This is a genomic window from Crenobacter oryzisoli (assembly GCF_030385785.1).
Taxonomy (GTDB): domain Bacteria; phylum Pseudomonadota; class Gammaproteobacteria; order Burkholderiales; family Chromobacteriaceae; genus Crenobacter_A; species Crenobacter_A oryzisoli.
Genome location: NZ_JAUEDK010000006.1, coordinates 90,603 through 106,551, shown reverse-complemented (window position 1 = coordinate 106,551; position 15,949 = coordinate 90,603). Strand labels below are relative to the sequence as shown.

The window sequence follows — 15,949 nt, the reverse complement described above, 5'->3', positions numbered from 1 at the left end:
CATCCTGTCCAATTCTTGCATCGACCGTTTTGAGTCGTTGACTGGTAGTGTTTGATACTAGGATAGCTATTGTACTTGTTCCAGTATTGGGGCCGCCCTAAGCTGGCTTCATTGTCGAGCGTTGCCGTAAGGATGCGGGGCAGTGTAAGCCTCTATGAATCGCCCCTATCCAGAACGTCTAAGAGGCAGGAGCAGGCGCCAGATCAGGCGGTCGGAAACGCTTGGCGCGGCGCAGCAAACCGCCCTTGCCGACTGTTAAAACGCTATGACAGAATGAGTTTCGAAAGATGTTTGCAATCCATCGATAAGACGAAGAGACCTATGACAGCGCAAACCCTTTACGACAAGCTCTGGTCGAGCCACGTCGTCCGCGAAGAGGAAGACGGCACAGCCCTCCTCTATATCGACCGGCATCTGGTACACGAAGTGACCAGCCCGCAGGCCTTCGAGGGGCTGAAGCTGGCCAATCGCGCGCTGTGGCGCAAGGACTCCATCGTGTCCACCGCCGACCACAACACCCCGACCGACCACTGGGACGAGGGCATCAAGGACCCGATCTCGCGCCAGCAGGTGGAAACCCTCGACGCGAACATCAAGGCCTTCGGTGCGCTGGCCTACTTCCCGTTCAAGGACCACGGCCAGGGCATCGTGCATGTGATGGGACCGGAGCAGGGCGCCACGCTGCCGGGCATGACCGTCGTGTGCGGTGACTCGCACACCTCGACCCACGGTGCGTTCGGCGCGCTGGCGCACGGTATCGGCACCTCCGAGGTCGAGCATGTGATGGCGACCCAGTGCCTGGTGGCCAAGAAGTCCAAGAACATGCTGGTACGCGTCGACGGCAAGCTCGCCGACGGCATCACCGCCAAGGACGTCGCGCTCGCGATCATCGGTGAGATCGGCACCGCCGGCGGCACCGGCTACGCGATCGAGTTCGGTGGCGAAGTGATCCGCGGCCTGTCGATGGAAGGCCGGATGACGCTGTGCAATATGGCGATCGAGGCCGGTGCCCGCTCCGGCATGGTCGCGGTCGACGACAAGACCATCGACTACGTGAAGGGTCGCCCGTTCGCGCCGAAGGCCGAGCAGTGGGACGCTGCAGTGGCCTACTGGAATACCCTGCATTCCGACGACGGTGCAGCGTTCGACAAGGTGGTCGAACTCGACGGCGCGGCGATCACCCCGCAAGTGACCTGGGGCACCTCGCCGGAAATGGTCGTCAGCGTCTCCGATCGCGTGCCGGACCCGGAAGCGCAGGCCGACCCGGTCAAGCGCGAGGGTATGAAGCGCGCGCTCGCCTATATGGGCCTGGAAGCCAACACCCCGATCGAGCAGATTCCGGTCGATATCGTCTTCATCGGTTCCTGTACCAACTCCCGTATCGAAGACCTGCGCGAAGCCGCCGCCGTGGTGCGTGGCCGTCAGAAGGCCGCCAGCGTCAAGCAAGTGCTGGTAGTGCCGGGCTCGGGCCTCGTCAAGGCAGAAGCCGAGCGCGAAGGCCTCGACAAGATCTTCGTCGCCGCCGGTTTCGAATGGCGCGAGCCGGGCTGCTCGATGTGCCTGGCGATGAACGCCGACCGCTTGCTGCCGGGCGAGCGTTGCGCGTCCACCTCCAACCGTAACTTCGAGGGCCGTCAGGGCCAGGGTGGTCGCACCCACCTGGTTAGCCCAGCGATGGCCGCAGCGGCGGCGATTGCCGGTCATTTCGTCGATGTTCGCCATTTCTAAGCGCGTATTGCGTCGCCTGCTGCCGCTGGCCGGTGTCCTGCTCTTGAGCGCCTGCAACACCATGCAGGGCCTGAGCCAGGACATCAACCAGGGTGGTGAGGCCGTCGGCCAGGCGCTGCATCGCAGTGGTGAGGCGGTCGGCCGCGCCGTGCAGCGCGGCGGCGAAGCGGTATCGGATACCGCCAAGCGCGTGGGCAACAAAATAGACGATGCGATGCGCCCGAGCCCGCCGGCCCCGGTGGTCAACGGCACGGTAGCGCAAGGCAACTAACGTATTGGGGAGAGGGCTTCGCCCTATAGGAACCATGAAAGCATTTACTACATTGAACGGGCTTGTGTGCCCGCTCGATCGCGCCAATGTCGACACCGATGCGATCATTCCGAAGCAGTTTCTCAAGTCGATCAAGCGTTCCGGCTTCGGCCCGAACCTGTTCGACGAGTGGCGTTATCTCGACCACGGCGAACCGGGTATGGACAACAGCAAGCGTCCGATCAATCCGGACTTCGTGCTGAATTTCCCGCGCTTCCAGGGTGCGGAGGTACTGCTGGCGCGCGAGAACTTCGGTTGTGGCTCCAGCCGTGAACACGCGCCGTGGGCGCTGGAAGACCAGGGTTTCCGCGCGGTGATCGCACCGAGCTTCGCCGATATCTTCTTCAACAACTGCTACAAGAACGGCCTGCTGCCGATTGTGCTGCCGGCCGAGGTGGTCGACCAGCTGTTCCGCGAGACCGAGGCGACCGAAGGCTACCAGCTCAGCATCGATCTGGCCGCGCAGACGGTGACCACGCCGTCGGGTCAGTCGTTCGGCTTCGACATCACCGCGCACCGCAAGCACTGCCTGCTCAACGGCCTGGACGAGATCGGCCTGACGCTGGCGCACGCCGATGAGATCAAGGCGTTTGAGGAGAAGCGTCGCGCGACGCAGCCGTGGCTGTTTGCCTGACTAGCCGTGGCTAGTCACTAGCTCGGGACTGGGAGGGGCGATGAGGCAGGGATGGATGACCTGGCTGTACCGTCGCCCCTTCTGGACCTTCTGGCTGATGGGTGCAAGCTTTCTGCTGTTTGGCAGCGCCACTGTCAACCTGGCGCTGCTCTTGAAGCTCAATTTCGACCTTTGGGTCGAAGTTGGCTGGCAGGCCGCAATGGATGGGGCGCTGCGCCAGTTGTTTGAATTGCTGCTGTCGGGTTACGGGGCGATGGCTGCCTACGTCGTGTTCAAGTGTTGCGAGAAGGTGTTGGTGGAAACGCTGACCCGGCGCGACACGTCCCACAATACAAAGACAAAGAGAGAATCATCATGAAAATCGCAGTCCTGCCGGGTGACGGCATCGGTCCGGAAATCATCGCCCAGGCACGTCGCGTGCTCGACGTGCTTAAGTCCGACGGCTTGAAGATCGAGCTGGAAGAAGCGCCGATCGGCGGCGCTGGCTACGACGCCTACGGCCAACCGTACCCGGAAGTGACGCAGAAGCTGGCGCGCGAAGCGGATGCCGTCCTGCTCGGCGCGGTCGGCGGCCCGCAGTACGACAACCTTGACCGCCCGCTGCGTCCGGAACGCGGCCTCTTGGCGATTCGCAAGGACCTGAACCTGTTCGCCAACCTGCGCCCGGCCATTCTCTACCCTGAGCTGGCCAATGCCTCGACGCTGAAGCCGGAAGTGGTGTCGGGTCTCGACATCATGATCGTGCGCGAGCTGACCGGCGACATCTACTTTGGCCAACCGCGTGGCATCCGTGTAAACGACAAGGGCGAGCGCGAAGGCTTCAACACCATGCTGTACAGCGAGAGCGAGATCCGCCGCATCGCCCATGTGGCTTTTGGTATTGCCCAGAAGCGCCAGAAGAAGCTGTGTTCGGTCGACAAGGCCAACGTGCTGGAGACCACTGAGTTCTGGAAGGAAATCTTCATTGACGTGGCGAAGGAATACCCGGACGTCGAGCTCTCCCACATGTACGTCGACAACGCTGCGATGCAGTTGGTGCGCAACCCGAAGCAGTTCGACGTGATGGTGACCGGCAACATCTTCGGCGACATCCTGTCCGACGAGGCTTCGATGCTGACTGGCTCGATCGGCATGCTGCCGTCGGCCTCGCTCGACGCCAACAACAAGGGCCTGTACGAGCCGTCGCACGGCTCGGCGCCGGACATCGCTGGCAAGAACCTGGCCAACCCGCTGGCGACCATCCTGTCCACTGCGATGATGCTGCGCTACACCTTTGGTCAGGAAGAGGCGGCTGTTCGCATTGAGAACGCGGTGAAAACCGTGCTCAAGCAAGGCTACCGCACTGGCGACATCTTCGAGGAAGGTTGCGAGAAAGTCAGCTGCTCGGGCATGGGTGACGCCGTGGTCGCCGCACTGTAAGGTTGGCCGAATGCCATTGCCCTCCACCCTGAAAATCCGGCGCGCCCGGCCCGACGATGTCCATCACCTGATGGCGATGGCGGCGCAGCCGTCGGTGCGCGCCGGCATGCTGCTGATGCCGTATCCCGAACCGTCGTGCTGGGCCGATTGGCCGGGGCGCAGCGGGGCGACCGACCTGGTGTTGGTTGCCGAGGTCGACGGTCGTGCAGTCGGCCATGCGTCGTTGTCGCCCGAGGAGGCATCGCCCGCTCGTCGGCATGTTCGCAGCTTGGCGCTGGGTTTATTGGATGATTACCAGGGGCAGGGCATCGGTGCCGCCTTGCTGGCGGCGTTGGTCGACTACTGTGACCGCTGGCTGAACGTCGGTCGGCTGGAGTTGACCGCGTTTTCGGCCAACGAGGCGGCGCTGGCGCTGTACCGCCGTTTCGGTTTCGAGGTGGAGCGGCGCATGCACGGCGATGCGTTCCGCGCCGGCGGCTGGCCCGATTCGCTGACAATGGCGCGGTTTAACCCGGCCTGGCAATGGCCGAAGGCGCCGGCCAGTTCGTTCGAGCCGGCCTCGCCGTTGCCGCTGCAGGGCGAGCTGACGCTGCGCCGTGCTACGCTAGCCGACGCGGCGGCATTGGCCGCGATGTTCGACGACCTGGGCACCGTCAGCGGCACCACGCAGATGCCGTACGCCAACCTGCCGCTGTGGCAGCAGCGTTTGAGCCAGCCGGCCGAGGGGCGCTTGATGCTGGTGGCCGAGCTGGGCGGGGTGGTGGTCGGCTGCGCCGGGCTGCATCCGGACTCGCATGGCGAGGCCCGTCAGCATGTGCGCAATATCGGCATCACCGTGACGCCGGGGGCGCAGGGGCGCGGCATTGGCCGACGTCTGTTGGCCGAACTGGTCGACTACGCTGATAATTGGGCCAATATCGGTCGGCTGATGCTGACCGTATATACCGACAACGCGGCGGCGATCCATCTGTATCGCTCGCTGGGGTTCGAGATGGAAGGCACGCATCGGCGCTATGCCTTCCGCAATGGACAATGGAAAGACGTGCACGCGATGGCTCGACTATCGCCACGGTTTTCCCGAGAATTAGATCAAGACCACAAATAAGAGCCGCTAACAAAATCCGGCGTAGCGGTCCTGGCTAGGCGCGCTGCCGTAGACAGTACAAGTAGTACGGCAAGGCAGTGCAACAACGCCGGGAGGGTTTTGTTAGCGGCTCTAAATCAATAGCTGTATTCATCAGGAGAAGTATCGTGAGAGTAGGTTTCGTAGGCTGGCGCGGCATGGTGGGTTCGGTGCTGATGCAGCGCATGCTGGAAGAGAACGATTTCGCCCATCTGTCCGAGCCGGTGTTCTTCACCACCTCGAACGTCGGCGGCAAGGGCCCGGTGATCGGCCGTGACGTGCCGCCGCTGAAGGACGCCAAGAACATCGACGAGCTGAAGTCGATGGACGTGATCGTCACCTGCCAGGGGGGCGACTACACGAGCGAAGTGTTCCCGAAACTGCGCGCTGCCGGCTGGCAGGGCTACTGGATCGACGCCGCGTCCACGCTGCGCATGGACGACGACGCGATCATCATCCTCGATCCGGTCAACCTGAACGTGATCAAGGATGGCCTCTCCAAGGGTGTGAAGAACTACGTCGGCGGCAACTGTACCGTCAGCCTGATGCTGATGGCGCTGGGTGGCCTGTTCCAGAACGACCTGGTCGAGTGGGCTACCTCGATGACCTACCAGGCCGCCTCGGGCGCCGGTGCGCAGAACATGCGCGAGCTGATCAGCGGCATGGGCGCGATCCACGCCCAAGTGGCCGACAAGCTGGCCGACCCGGCGTCGGCCATCCTCGACATCGACCGTAAGGTGGCCGATTTCCTGCGCTCGGACGAGTTCCCGAGCCAGAACTTCGGCGTGCCGCTGGCCGGCAGCCTGATTCCGTGGATCGACAAGGATCTGGGTAACGGCCAGTCCAAGGAAGAATGGAAGGGCGGCGTCGAAACCAACAAGATCCTGGGCCGCTCGAACAGCCCGGTGCCGATCGATGGCCTGTGCGTGCGCGTCGGCGCGATGCGTTGCCACAGCCAGGCGCTGACCATCAAGCTGAAGAAGGATGTGCCGCTCGACGAGATCGAGGCCATGCTCGCCGCCGCAAATCCGTGGGCCAAAGTGGTGCCGAACACTCGCGAGGCGTCGATGCGCGACCTGAGCCCGGCCGCCGTCACTGGCACCCTGGTGACCCCGGTCGGCCGTCTGCGCAAGCTGGCGATGGGTGGCGACTACCTGTCGGCGTTCACCGTGGGCGACCAACTCTTGTGGGGCGCAGCCGAACCGCTGCGTCGGATGCTGCGTATCCTGATCGAGCGTTAAGTCGGGTAAACTAGCGTCTATCCCGTGAAACGGGCGGCCAAACGGCCGCCCGTTGTCGTTTAGGAGTTTCCATGCAGATTCTGCAGATCGGTCCGCTGAGTGCGGCATTCAACCAGCGGCTGGCCGACGCTTATCCTGTAACCGCGCTGTGGTCACAGACCGACCCGGCGGCGTTTCTTGCAGCCGAGGGCGGGCACTTCGATGCGGTGGTGACCTCGTCGCGCTTTGGCTTGAGCGCCGCGCAGCTTGAACTGTTGCCGGCGCTGCGAGCGGTCTGCAGCTTCGGCGTCGGGTACGACGCAATCGATGTCGCGGCGGCACGTGAGCGCGGCGTGATGGTCAGCAACACGCCCGACGTGCTGACCGACTGCGTTGCCGACCTGGCCTTTGGCCTCATCATCGACGTGGCGCGGCGCGTCAGCGAGGCCGACCGTTTCGTGCGGGCCGGGCAGTGGGCGCAGGGCGGCTTCCCGCTTGGTCACCGGGTCAGCGGTAAGCGGCTCGGCATCGTCGGGCTGGGGCGGATCGGCCAGGCGATCGCGCGGCGTGCCGCCGGCTTCGACATGCAGATCGCTTACCACAACCGCAAGGCGGCCGAGGTAGATTACCGTTTCGAGCCGTCGCTGACGGCGCTGGCCGACTGGGCCGATTTCCTGGTGCTGAGCTGCCCGGGCGGCGCGGCGACGCATCATCTGGTGTCGACCGAAGTGCTGGCCGCCCTCGGCCCGCAGGGCGTGCTCGTCAATGTGGCGCGCGGCGCAGTGGTCGACGAAGCGGCGCTGGTGTCCGCGCTGCTGGAAGGCCGCCTCGGTGGCGCCGGCCTCGACGTGTTCGCCGCCGAACCGCAAGTGCCCGAGGCGCTGCTGGCCCTGCCTAACGTGGTGCTGCTGCCGCATATCGCCAGCGGCACGGTCGAGACCCGCCTGCAAATGGAAGAGCTGGTATTTGCTAATCTTGCAGCGTACGCAAGCGATCAACCTTTGGTGACGCCGGTCTGAACGCGCTGTGATTGCCATTTTCCGTGGAGGGCGCCGTGGCGCCCTTTGCGCATTTCGTCTACAGGAACATACATGTCCCAAACTCTGCAAATCGCCGTAGTTGGCGCCCAAGGCCTGGTCGGCCAAGCCTTGCTCGAGCTGTTGGCCGAACGTAATTTCCCGTCGGCTCGCGTGTTCGCGGTCGATGCCGGCGATCAGGCCGGCAATATGGTTGGTTTTGGCAACATCGATATTGAGGTGCACAGTCTCGACGATTTCGACTTTGCCAACGTTGGCCTGGCTTTCTTCGTGGCAGGCGGCGAGATAGCACGCGAGTGGGCACCGCAAGCGCGTGGCGCCGGGGCGACTGTCGTCGACTTCTCCAGCGCGTTCCGTCATGCAGATGACGTGCCGCTGGTGTTTCCGCCGGCCAACGCCGCTGCGCTCGACGGCCTGGAACAGGGCGGGTTGGTTTCGGTGCCCAATTGCACGGTCAGTCCCTTGGCCTGGGCGCTGGCGCCGTTCGCCGAGCTGGGCCTCGAGCGCGTTACGGTAGCGACCTACCAGTCGGTGTCCGGCACCGGCCAGGCGGCGCTGGAGGAACTGGCCACACAGACCACCGCGCTGTTCGGCCAGCGCGAGTACGAGACGAATGTCTACGCCAAACGTATCGCCTTCAACCTGCTGCCGCAAATCGGCGCGGTGGGCGAAGACGGCCTGTCGGAAGAAGAGCGTTCGGTTGTCGACGAGCTGCGCAAGCTGTTCGGCCAGCCGGAACTGGCGGTCGAGGCCAGCTGCGTGCGCGTGCCGATGTTCTTTGGTCACGCCTGGGCAGTGACGATCTCAACCCAAGGTGAGCTGAGCGTCGAGTCGGCGCGCCAGCGCTTCCTCAAGGCCGGCCTGATGCTGGTCGACGAGCCGGCCGAGGCCGGCGGCTATGCCACCCCGATGGAAGTGGCCGGCAGCAGCACGGTCTGCGTCAGCCGGGTACGCCGCAACGCTAATGACAGCCTGAGCTTCTGGGTGACTGCCGACAATGTGCGCGCGGGGGCGGCGTTGCCGTGCCTGATGGTGGCCGAGTGGTTGATCCAGCGCGGCCATTTCCAGTAAGTCATCGATCGTTGTTACGAGACCGCCTGCAGTGTGCGGGCTTCGTGCCGATAAGGAATTAAGGGCAGGGCCAACAGGCCTTGCCGCAATTCCTGTCAGGGCTGGTACTATCCACCTGAAATACTGAGGGACGCCATTGAGCACCGCCAGGGGGAGTACCTGTTAGATGTCTGTCCGCTGTTTTACCTTGAATCGTATCGCCGCACTGTTGTTGGGGCTGGGCCTGCCATTCACCGCCTCGGCCGGCATTGGTGGGCTACACCTGATTTCCAGCGGAGATGAATCGTTTTCTGCCGAGATTCCGCTCGTCGACGAACCCTTGCACGATTCGGTTAACGTCGGCCTTGCCGATCGCAATCACTATCCGTTGTTGTCACCGTACACTCCTGCAGCCGAAAGGCTGAGCTTCGCACTGCAACGCCTGCCGAGCGGCGCCGGCTACCGTATTCTGGTACGCGGCCCGGCCGGTATTGATCCTGAGCGGTTGCGCTTTGCGGTCGAGGTGAGCTGGCCGGCAGGCCGGCTGGTGCGTGAATTCACTATCGACCACTGGCAGCAGCAGGGGCCGGCCAAGTCGCCGCTACCCGGCCACGATGAGCCGACAAAGAAGACTGCTCCGCCGCATGATCCATTGGCGCGGTTGCACGATCTGGGTCTCGGTTCGCCGCGTCTGTTGTCACGTCCAGGGGAGCCGCTCGATGTCGAGATTGCTCTGTATGGGCGAGGCGCCCGCAACCCGGAGACGCTGGAAGTCCGGCTGGGCACGGCGCACCATGCCGACAAGCAGGTGCGCCAGGCTATTGCCGGTCTGCGTGGTGAGTTGGCCCGTGACGAGAGCGGAAAACCTGCGCTAAGAATTCGGTCGGCAGAGGCATTGCCGCTGGCGACGTTGCCGCTGATGGTTGAGGTGCGCAGTGGAGCGATCAGCGCTCGTCGCGATTATTTACTGACCCTCGACCCTGCCAAGGCCGAGGACGAGGCTGCGCGCCAGGCGTCACGTTTCAAGCGCTATCGGGTCCACGAAGGCGAGACGCTGTCCGCCATCGCGGCCGCCATTCCGGGGGGCAGCACGCTGGCCGCGCGCGTGCGGTGGCTGCACCGACATAACCCTCAGGCTTTCATCGGCGGCGACATAGACCGGTTGCGTGCGGGGACGATGCTGCGCTATCCGTCCGACTGGCAGCTGCGCTCAAGTGAGCCTGCGAGTGCTGACAAGACAGGATCGGATTCGGCCGTTACGCTGAATGCGCCAACGCCAACGCCAACGCCAACGCCAACGCCAACGCCAACGCCAACGCCAACGCCAACGCCAACCGTCGCTATGCCTGTGGCGAAGCCGGTCGTGGCGCCGGCGATGGCCAGTACGCCGCACGAAGTTGTGGCAAAGTCGGCCGCCGCGGTGGCGCCGGCAGAGACAGCTGGTCATCGCTACTGGCCGCTGGTCGGTGGAGCAGGGGTGCTGCTCGGCGGCGGCCTGCTCTGGTGGCTGTGGCGGCGTCGCCGGCCCGCGATGGCCGATGCCGAGCCAGTCCACCAGTTTGAGCCCGAACCGGTGCCGTTTGAGCCGCCCGTTCCGCAACCGTTGGCTGTACCTGTTGCCCCGCCGCTCGATCCGCTCGATGAGGCCCGTCAGTGCTTGATCGATGGCGACGTGCCGCGGGCGCTGCTCGCGCTGCGGACCGGCCTGGTCGCCGAGCCGATGCGTCAGGACCTGCGTCTGATGCTATTGGAGATATTGGTCAATCGTGGCGCCGAGCACGAGTTCGTTGAGGAAGCGTTAGTGGCCAAGACGCTGTTCGGTAGCGACAGCGTGCTGTGGCGATTGGCCGGCGAGTTGTCGCATTCCTTGCAGTCGGTGCCCCCGTTGTTCCACGAGGCAGAGACAGTGCTCGCCAAGCCGGCCGTCACCAAACAGGTGGAGTCCGCAAGGTCGGTAAGCCCGGCTGCAAATACGACCACGCCAACAGGGCGCACACAGGGGAAAGCCCAGTCAGCGAAGCCAAGCAAGGAAAAGCCAGTTGCTTCGGCCGGCCTTACTGAGCCTGTAGCCGGCACCGAGCCAAGCGAGTCCGCCAAGCCCAGTTGGGCCGCGCTCCGCCAAAGCCTGGAGGAGCGCCGTAAGCACCCGCCGGAGCCGGTGCCGTCGCTGGAGCCCTATAAGGATGGGCTGAAAGCGTTGGAGTCGCTCTACGCAAAATGGGAAGCTGAAAACAAGACCCCGGGCAAGAGGCCACCGCGGAAGTCATAACAGGGCGCTGGCTAGCTTTGGCCTGACTACGAAGTGACTGCCGGGCAATTGATGACTATGGTACTGCGAGAAAGCGCGTGACGGTGCAGTGAGGCTGCTGCTTTTCAAATGGATCTGTACAGCCTGCGCTTGCTGTTGATCTCGCAGTGGGATGCTGTCCAGTGAGGCGCTGTGGGGTGCCAGTTGGGGGTACGGCAGCCGCTGCGCCAGGAGGTTATGGGCTGTCGCTTTGGTCTGGACGACCCGCACGATGTGGCTGATGCATCGCTTATATACCCGTATGCCGAAGGTTCGCAGGCCCATCCGTCGCGGTTTTCACCGACGGCTTGGAGGCGGCCTGTTGTCCGACAACGTGGCCAAGCTAGGGCCGGATACGGTAGAGTTACCGTTTTATCCGTGGCGGCGACGCGATAGCGCGTTGATGTTGATGGTGGCCGCGACGGTGGCAGGAGTGTTTGGGGTATGGGGATGAGGATCGCGCTCGGGCTGGAGTACGACGGCCGGGCGCTGGCGGGCTGGCAGACGCAGCCGCACGGCAACACTGTGCAGGACGTGCTGGAGAAGGCGCTGGCGGCCATTGCCGGAGAGCCGGTCGGCACGATCGCGGCCGGCCGTACCGATGCCGGTGTGCACGCCGCGATGCAGGTGGTGCATTTCGATACCGAGGCGAGCCGTCCGCTGACCGCCTGGGTTCGAGGCGTCAATGCGCATTTGCCATCAGAGGTATCGGTGTTGTGGGCCCGCGAGGTGTCGGATGAGTTTCACGCGCGCTTCTCGGCGTTTTCCCGCTCTTACAGCTATTTCCTGCTCAATCACCCGGTGCGTCCGGCGCTGACCGCCGGCAAGGTCGGCTGGTATCATTCTCCGCTCGACGTGGTAGCGATGCGTGAAGCGGCGACAGCGCTGATCGGTCGCCATGACTTCTCCAGTTTCCGTGCCGCAGAGTGCCAGGCCAAGTCGCCGGTGAAGCAGCTCGACACCTTGTCCATCAGCGAGGCCGACGGTCTGATCCGTTTCGACCTCAGGGCCGACGCCTTTCTGCACCATATGGTACGCAACATCGTCGGCGCGCTGGTCTATGTCGGCAAGGGCTCGCTTGACGCTCAGGGCATGGCGGCACTGCGCGATGCGCGAGACCGCACCCAGGCGCCGCCGACCTTCATGCCGGACGGTCTGTACCTGACCGGTGTCGGCTACCCGGACGCCTTTGCCGTGCCGAGCCGCACCGAATCCGCGCGCCTGGCGCTGTGGCGCTGATCCGATTTCCTTCTTTTTCGGTCTAGCTATGACAACCCGAATCAAGATCTGCGGGCTGACCCGCCCCGAGGACGCGCGCGAAGCGGCACGGCTCGGTGCCGATGCAATCGGCCTGGTGTTCTATCCGAAAAGCCCGCGTAACGTGAGCATCGAGCAGGCGCGAGCCATTGTTGCTGCGCTGCCGCCGTTCGTGACCGTCGTGGCACTGTTCGTCAACCCGACCCGCGAGTGGGTCGACGAGGTATTGGCCGGCTGCGCTATCGACCTCTTGCAGTTCCACGGCGAAGAGGAGCCCGTGTTCTGCCGCTCCTTCCACCGTCCCTATATGAAGGCGGTGCGCGTGCGGACCGCTGGCGACGTGCTGGATGCGGCTCGACAGTACCCGGACGCGCGTGGCATCCTCACCGATGCTTTCGTTGAAGGCATGCACGGTGGCACTGGCACCCGCTTCGACTGGGGCCTGCTGCCGCAACAATTATCCCTGCCGCTGGTGTTGTCCGGCGGCCTGTCGGTCGACAATGTGGCGGAGGCGGTGCACGAGGTGCGACCGGCCGCCGTCGATGTATCGAGCGGCGTCGAATCTTCCAAAGGCATCAAAGATGCCGCCCTGATGGCGGCATTCATCGCAGGAGTTAAGCATGGATCGGTATGACCTTCCGGACGCGCACGGCCATTTCGGCCCATATGGCGGCGTCTATGTGGCCGAAACGCTGATGGCAGCATTGGCCGAACTGAACGAAGAGTACGCACGTGCGAAAGCCGATCCGGCCTTCTGGCAGGAATACCACTACGAGCTCAAGCACTATGTCGGCCGCCCGAGCCCGATCTACCATGCCAAGCGCTTGTCGGAGAAGCTGGGCGGAGCGCAGATCTACCTGAAGCGCGAGGATCTCAACCACACCGGCGCGCACAAGGTGAACAACACCATTGGTCAGGCACTGCTCGCTCGTCGCATGGGCAAGAAGCGTGTGATCGCCGAGACCGGTGCCGGCCAGCACGGCGTGGCTTCGGCGACCGTGGCGGCTCGCTACGGTATGGAGTGCGTGGTGTACATGGGGGCGGAAGATGTGAAGCGTCAGGCACCCAACGTCTACCGGATGAAGTTGCTAGGCGCCACCGTGGTACCGGTCGAGTCCGGCACCAAGACGCTGAAGGACGCATTGAACGAGGCGATGCGCGACTGGGTCAGCAACGTCGACAATACCTTCTACATTTTAGGTACCGCTGCCGGCCCGCACCCATACCCGATGCTTGTGCGCGACTTCCAGACCGTAATTGGCGAGGAGTCCAAGGTGCAGATGCCGGAAATGATCGGTCGCCAGCCGGATGTGGTGGTGGCGTGTGTCGGTGGTGGTTCCAACGCCATCGGCATGTTCTATCCGTACATCGACGTTCCGGGTGTGCGCATCGTCGGCGTCGAGGCCGGCGGCGACGGCATCGAGACCGGTCGCCACGCCGCGCCGCTGTCTGTCGGGACGCCGGGCGTACTTCACGGTTTCAAGAGCTACCTGATGCAGGACGAGAACGGCCAGGTATCGGGCACCCATTCGGTGTCGGCCGGCCTCGACTACCCGGGTGTCGGTCCGGAACACAGCTATCTGAAGGACATCGGCCGCGCCGAATACGACGCGATCAACGATGACGAAGCGATGAATGCTTTCCATGATTTGTGCCACCTCGAAGGCATCATTCCGGCGCTCGAGTCGAGCCACGCGCTTGCCTGGGCGATCAAGCACGCGCCGACCATGGACAAGGACAAGGTGATCCTGGTGAACCTGTCTGGCCGTGGCGACAAAGACATCAACACCGTCGCCGCGCTGTCCGGCATCACCCTGTAAGGAGTCGCCATGTCCCGCATTGCAGCCACTTTCGCGCGCCTGTCCGGCCAGAAGGCGCTGATCCCGTACATCACCGCCGGTGACCCGCATCCGGACCTGACCGTTGAGCTGATGCACGGTCTGGTCGACGCCGGCGCCGATATCATCGAGCTGGGCGTGCCGTTCTCCGACCCGATGGCAGATGGCCCGGTGATCCAGCGCGCGGCAGAGCGCGCGCTGGCCCACAATGTCAGCCTGCGCGATGTATTGAAGATGGTCGCGGAGTTTCGCAAGACCAATACCGACACCCCGGTCGTGCTGATGGGTTACCTCAACCCGGTGGTGGCGATGGGCTATACCGAATTTGCCAGGGCAGCGCACGCGGCTGGCGTAGATGGCGTGTTGTCGGTCGACTGCCCGCCGGAAGAATCGGAAGAACTGGCCACCGAGCTCGAAGCGCAGGGCATTGATCCGATCTTCCTGCTGGCACCGACCACCCCCGAGGCGCGTATCGTCGAGATCGCTCGCCACGCTCGCGGTTACGTCTACTATGTGTCGCTCAAGGGCGTCACCGGTGCGGCGAATTTGGATATTGCCGACGTTGGGCGTAAAATTGCGCGCTTGCGCGAACACATCGCGTTGCCGATCGGTGTCGGCTTTGGTATTCGCGACGCCGAGACGGCGCGCGCCATTGCCGGTGTCGCCGATGCTGTCGTTGTCGGGAGCCGCTTGGTGCAGGAAATCGAGGCGGCGACACCCGAAACCGCCAGAGAGCGGTTAACCCGTCTGGTCGCGGAGCTGAAGTCCGCGATCCGTTAACAGACACATGGGGCTCGAGTTTCGGGCCCCTGTCGCAACATGCGTTCGATCAATTCGGATCGAACCGCTTTCAAGGAGTCCGCATGAGCTGGTTGAACAAGCTCCTGCCGCCGAAAATTAAGCGCGACAGCCGCGCCACCATGCCCTCGGCGGTGCCCGAAGGGTTGTGGAGTAAATGCTCGGCGTGCGAGGCCGTGCTGTATTACACCGACCTGGAGGCTAATCTGCAGGTCTGCCCGAAGTGCAACCACCATCACCCGGTGCGCGCACGAGCACGGCTTGACATGCTGCTCGACGCCGAAGGTCGGCGTGAGATCGGTGCTGAGGTCAAGCCGGTCGATATCCTGAAGTTTAAGGACAGCAAGAAATACCCGGACCGCCTGTCCGCCGCCCACAACGAAACCGGCGAGGATGACGCGCTGGTGGTGATGCAGGGCAGCATGAACGGCGTGCCGGTTGTGGTGGCCGCCTTCGAATTCAAGTTTATCGGTGGTTCGATGGGTTCGGTGGTGGGCGAGCGCTTTGTGCGCGGTGTCCAAGCCGCGATCGAGGCGAAGGCGCCGTTCATCTGCGTGGCCGCTTCGGGTGGTGCGCGGATGCAGGAAGGCCTGAATTCGCTGATGCAGATGGCCAAGACCAGTGCCGCGCTGCAGCTGCTGACCGACGCCAAGCTGCCGTTCATTTCGCTGCTGACCGACCCGACCATGGGGGGGGTGTCCGCTTCGTTTGCCTTCCTCGGTGACGTCGTGATCGGCGAGCCGGGTGCGCTGATCGGCTTCGCCGGTCCGCGCGTGATCGAGCAGACCGTGCGCGAGACGCTGCCGGAAGGTTTCCAGCGCGCCGAGTTTCTGCTTGAGAAGGGGGCGATCGATATGATCGTCGACCGCCGTCAGTTGAAGGACAAGATCACCACACTGTTGACGCTGTTGCTGAAGGAGCCGGCAATTGCCTAGTACCGGTAGCAAGTAATGAAAAACGCCGCTCGCGATAACGCTGGCGGCGTTTTTTTATGTCTGTTGGACGGGTTGCCTATTTTTCAAGAAGTCAGTGCAAGCAATTGATTGCTATGGGGAAAATTGCATTCACCTCAGCGGTCTGACAGGGCTGTCCTGCTTGGCTGTGAGTGGTGTTAGCCATGGGTTGCTGCAAATCTGAACAATCTAGCCAAGCTGCTGTTTTTTAATGGAAAAATGGTTTATTAACAGGGATATTCACAGCTTTTTCCAAGTTAATTGTGGACAAGTGATAATTTTGAAGTGGTCTGAG

15 protein-coding genes are annotated in these 15,949 nt (G+C 63.3%); all 15 read left to right on the top strand.

What is annotated here, in order from left to right:
- The first annotated feature begins 321 nt into the window (after nt 1-321).
- Nucleotides 322-1,728: a 3-isopropylmalate dehydratase large subunit gene (gene leuC, locus QU481_RS05220; RefSeq protein ID WP_289828847.1), complete on the top strand. Its 1,407-nt coding sequence runs from the start codon at nt 322-324 to the stop codon at nt 1,726-1,728.
- Entirely contained in the window at nt 1,712-1,999 is a 288-nt protein-coding gene (locus tag QU481_RS05215; RefSeq protein ID WP_289828846.1) for an entericidin, read from the top strand. Before leuC ends, QU481_RS05215 begins: the two co-directional genes overlap by 17 nt.
- A gap of 34 nt (nt 2,000-2,033) precedes the next feature.
- Nucleotides 2,034-2,672, top strand: a complete 639-nt coding sequence (leuD, locus tag QU481_RS05210; RefSeq protein ID WP_289828845.1) for a 3-isopropylmalate dehydratase small subunit — start codon at nt 2,034-2,036, stop codon at nt 2,670-2,672.
- A gap of 55 nt (nt 2,673-2,727) precedes the next feature.
- Nucleotides 2,728-3,030: a hypothetical protein gene (locus QU481_RS05205; protein ID WP_289828844.1), complete on the top strand. Its 303-nt coding sequence runs from the start codon at nt 2,728-2,730 to the stop codon at nt 3,028-3,030.
- Nucleotides 3,027-4,091, top strand: coding sequence for a 3-isopropylmalate dehydrogenase (gene leuB / locus QU481_RS05200; RefSeq protein ID WP_435381894.1), 1,065 nt, complete (start codon nt 3,027-3,029; stop codon nt 4,089-4,091). Before QU481_RS05205 ends, leuB begins: the two co-directional genes overlap by 4 nt.
- Nucleotides 4,092-4,101: 10 nt before the next feature.
- On the top strand, nt 4,102-5,196 hold the full coding sequence (locus tag QU481_RS05195) for a GNAT family N-acetyltransferase (protein ID WP_289828843.1): 1,095 nt from the start codon (nt 4,102-4,104) through the stop codon (nt 5,194-5,196).
- A gap of 146 nt (nt 5,197-5,342) precedes the next feature.
- On the top strand, nt 5,343-6,455 hold the full coding sequence (gene asd, locus QU481_RS05190; protein WP_289828842.1) for an aspartate-semialdehyde dehydrogenase: 1,113 nt from the start codon (nt 5,343-5,345) through the stop codon (nt 6,453-6,455).
- A 71-nt stretch (nt 6,456-6,526) separates the two neighbouring features.
- On the top strand, nt 6,527-7,453 hold the full coding sequence (locus QU481_RS05185) for a 2-hydroxyacid dehydrogenase (protein WP_289828841.1): 927 nt from the start codon (nt 6,527-6,529) through the stop codon (nt 7,451-7,453).
- Nucleotides 7,454-7,525: 72 nt separating this feature from the next.
- The gene (locus QU481_RS05180; RefSeq protein WP_289828840.1) at nt 7,526-8,542 is read left to right on the top strand and encodes an aspartate-semialdehyde dehydrogenase; all 1,017 of its coding nucleotides are present in this window, start codon (nt 7,526-7,528) and stop codon (nt 8,540-8,542) included.
- Between the two features lie 166 nt (nt 8,543-8,708).
- Entirely contained in the window at nt 8,709-10,790 is a 2,082-nt protein-coding gene (locus QU481_RS05175; RefSeq protein WP_289828839.1) for a type IV pilus assembly protein FimV, read from the top strand.
- 468 nt (nt 10,791-11,258) lie between these two features.
- A complete protein-coding gene (gene truA, locus QU481_RS05170) occupies nt 11,259-12,047 on the top strand; it encodes a tRNA pseudouridine(38-40) synthase TruA (protein WP_289828895.1) in 789 nt (262 codons plus the stop codon).
- A 28-nt stretch (nt 12,048-12,075) separates the two neighbouring features.
- Nucleotides 12,076-12,699: a phosphoribosylanthranilate isomerase gene (locus QU481_RS05165; protein ID WP_289828838.1), complete on the top strand. Its 624-nt coding sequence runs from the start codon at nt 12,076-12,078 to the stop codon at nt 12,697-12,699.
- Nucleotides 12,686-13,885 carry a tryptophan synthase subunit beta gene (gene trpB / locus QU481_RS05160; protein WP_289828837.1) on the top strand — a complete coding sequence of 400 codons (1,200 nt, stop codon included), beginning with the start codon at nt 12,686-12,688 and terminating at the stop codon, nt 13,883-13,885. The genes QU481_RS05165 and trpB overlap by 14 nt, the downstream gene beginning before the upstream one ends.
- A gap of 9 nt (nt 13,886-13,894) precedes the next feature.
- Nucleotides 13,895-14,683: a tryptophan synthase subunit alpha gene (gene trpA / locus QU481_RS05155; protein ID WP_289828836.1), complete on the top strand. Its 789-nt coding sequence runs from the start codon at nt 13,895-13,897 to the stop codon at nt 14,681-14,683.
- Nucleotides 14,684-14,766: 83 nt separating this feature from the next.
- Nucleotides 14,767-15,636 (top strand): acetyl-CoA carboxylase, carboxyltransferase subunit beta, encoded by an 870-nt coding sequence (accD, locus tag QU481_RS05150; RefSeq protein WP_289828835.1) that lies wholly within the window; start codon nt 14,767-14,769, stop codon nt 15,634-15,636.
- Nucleotides 15,637-15,949 lie beyond the last annotated feature (313 nt).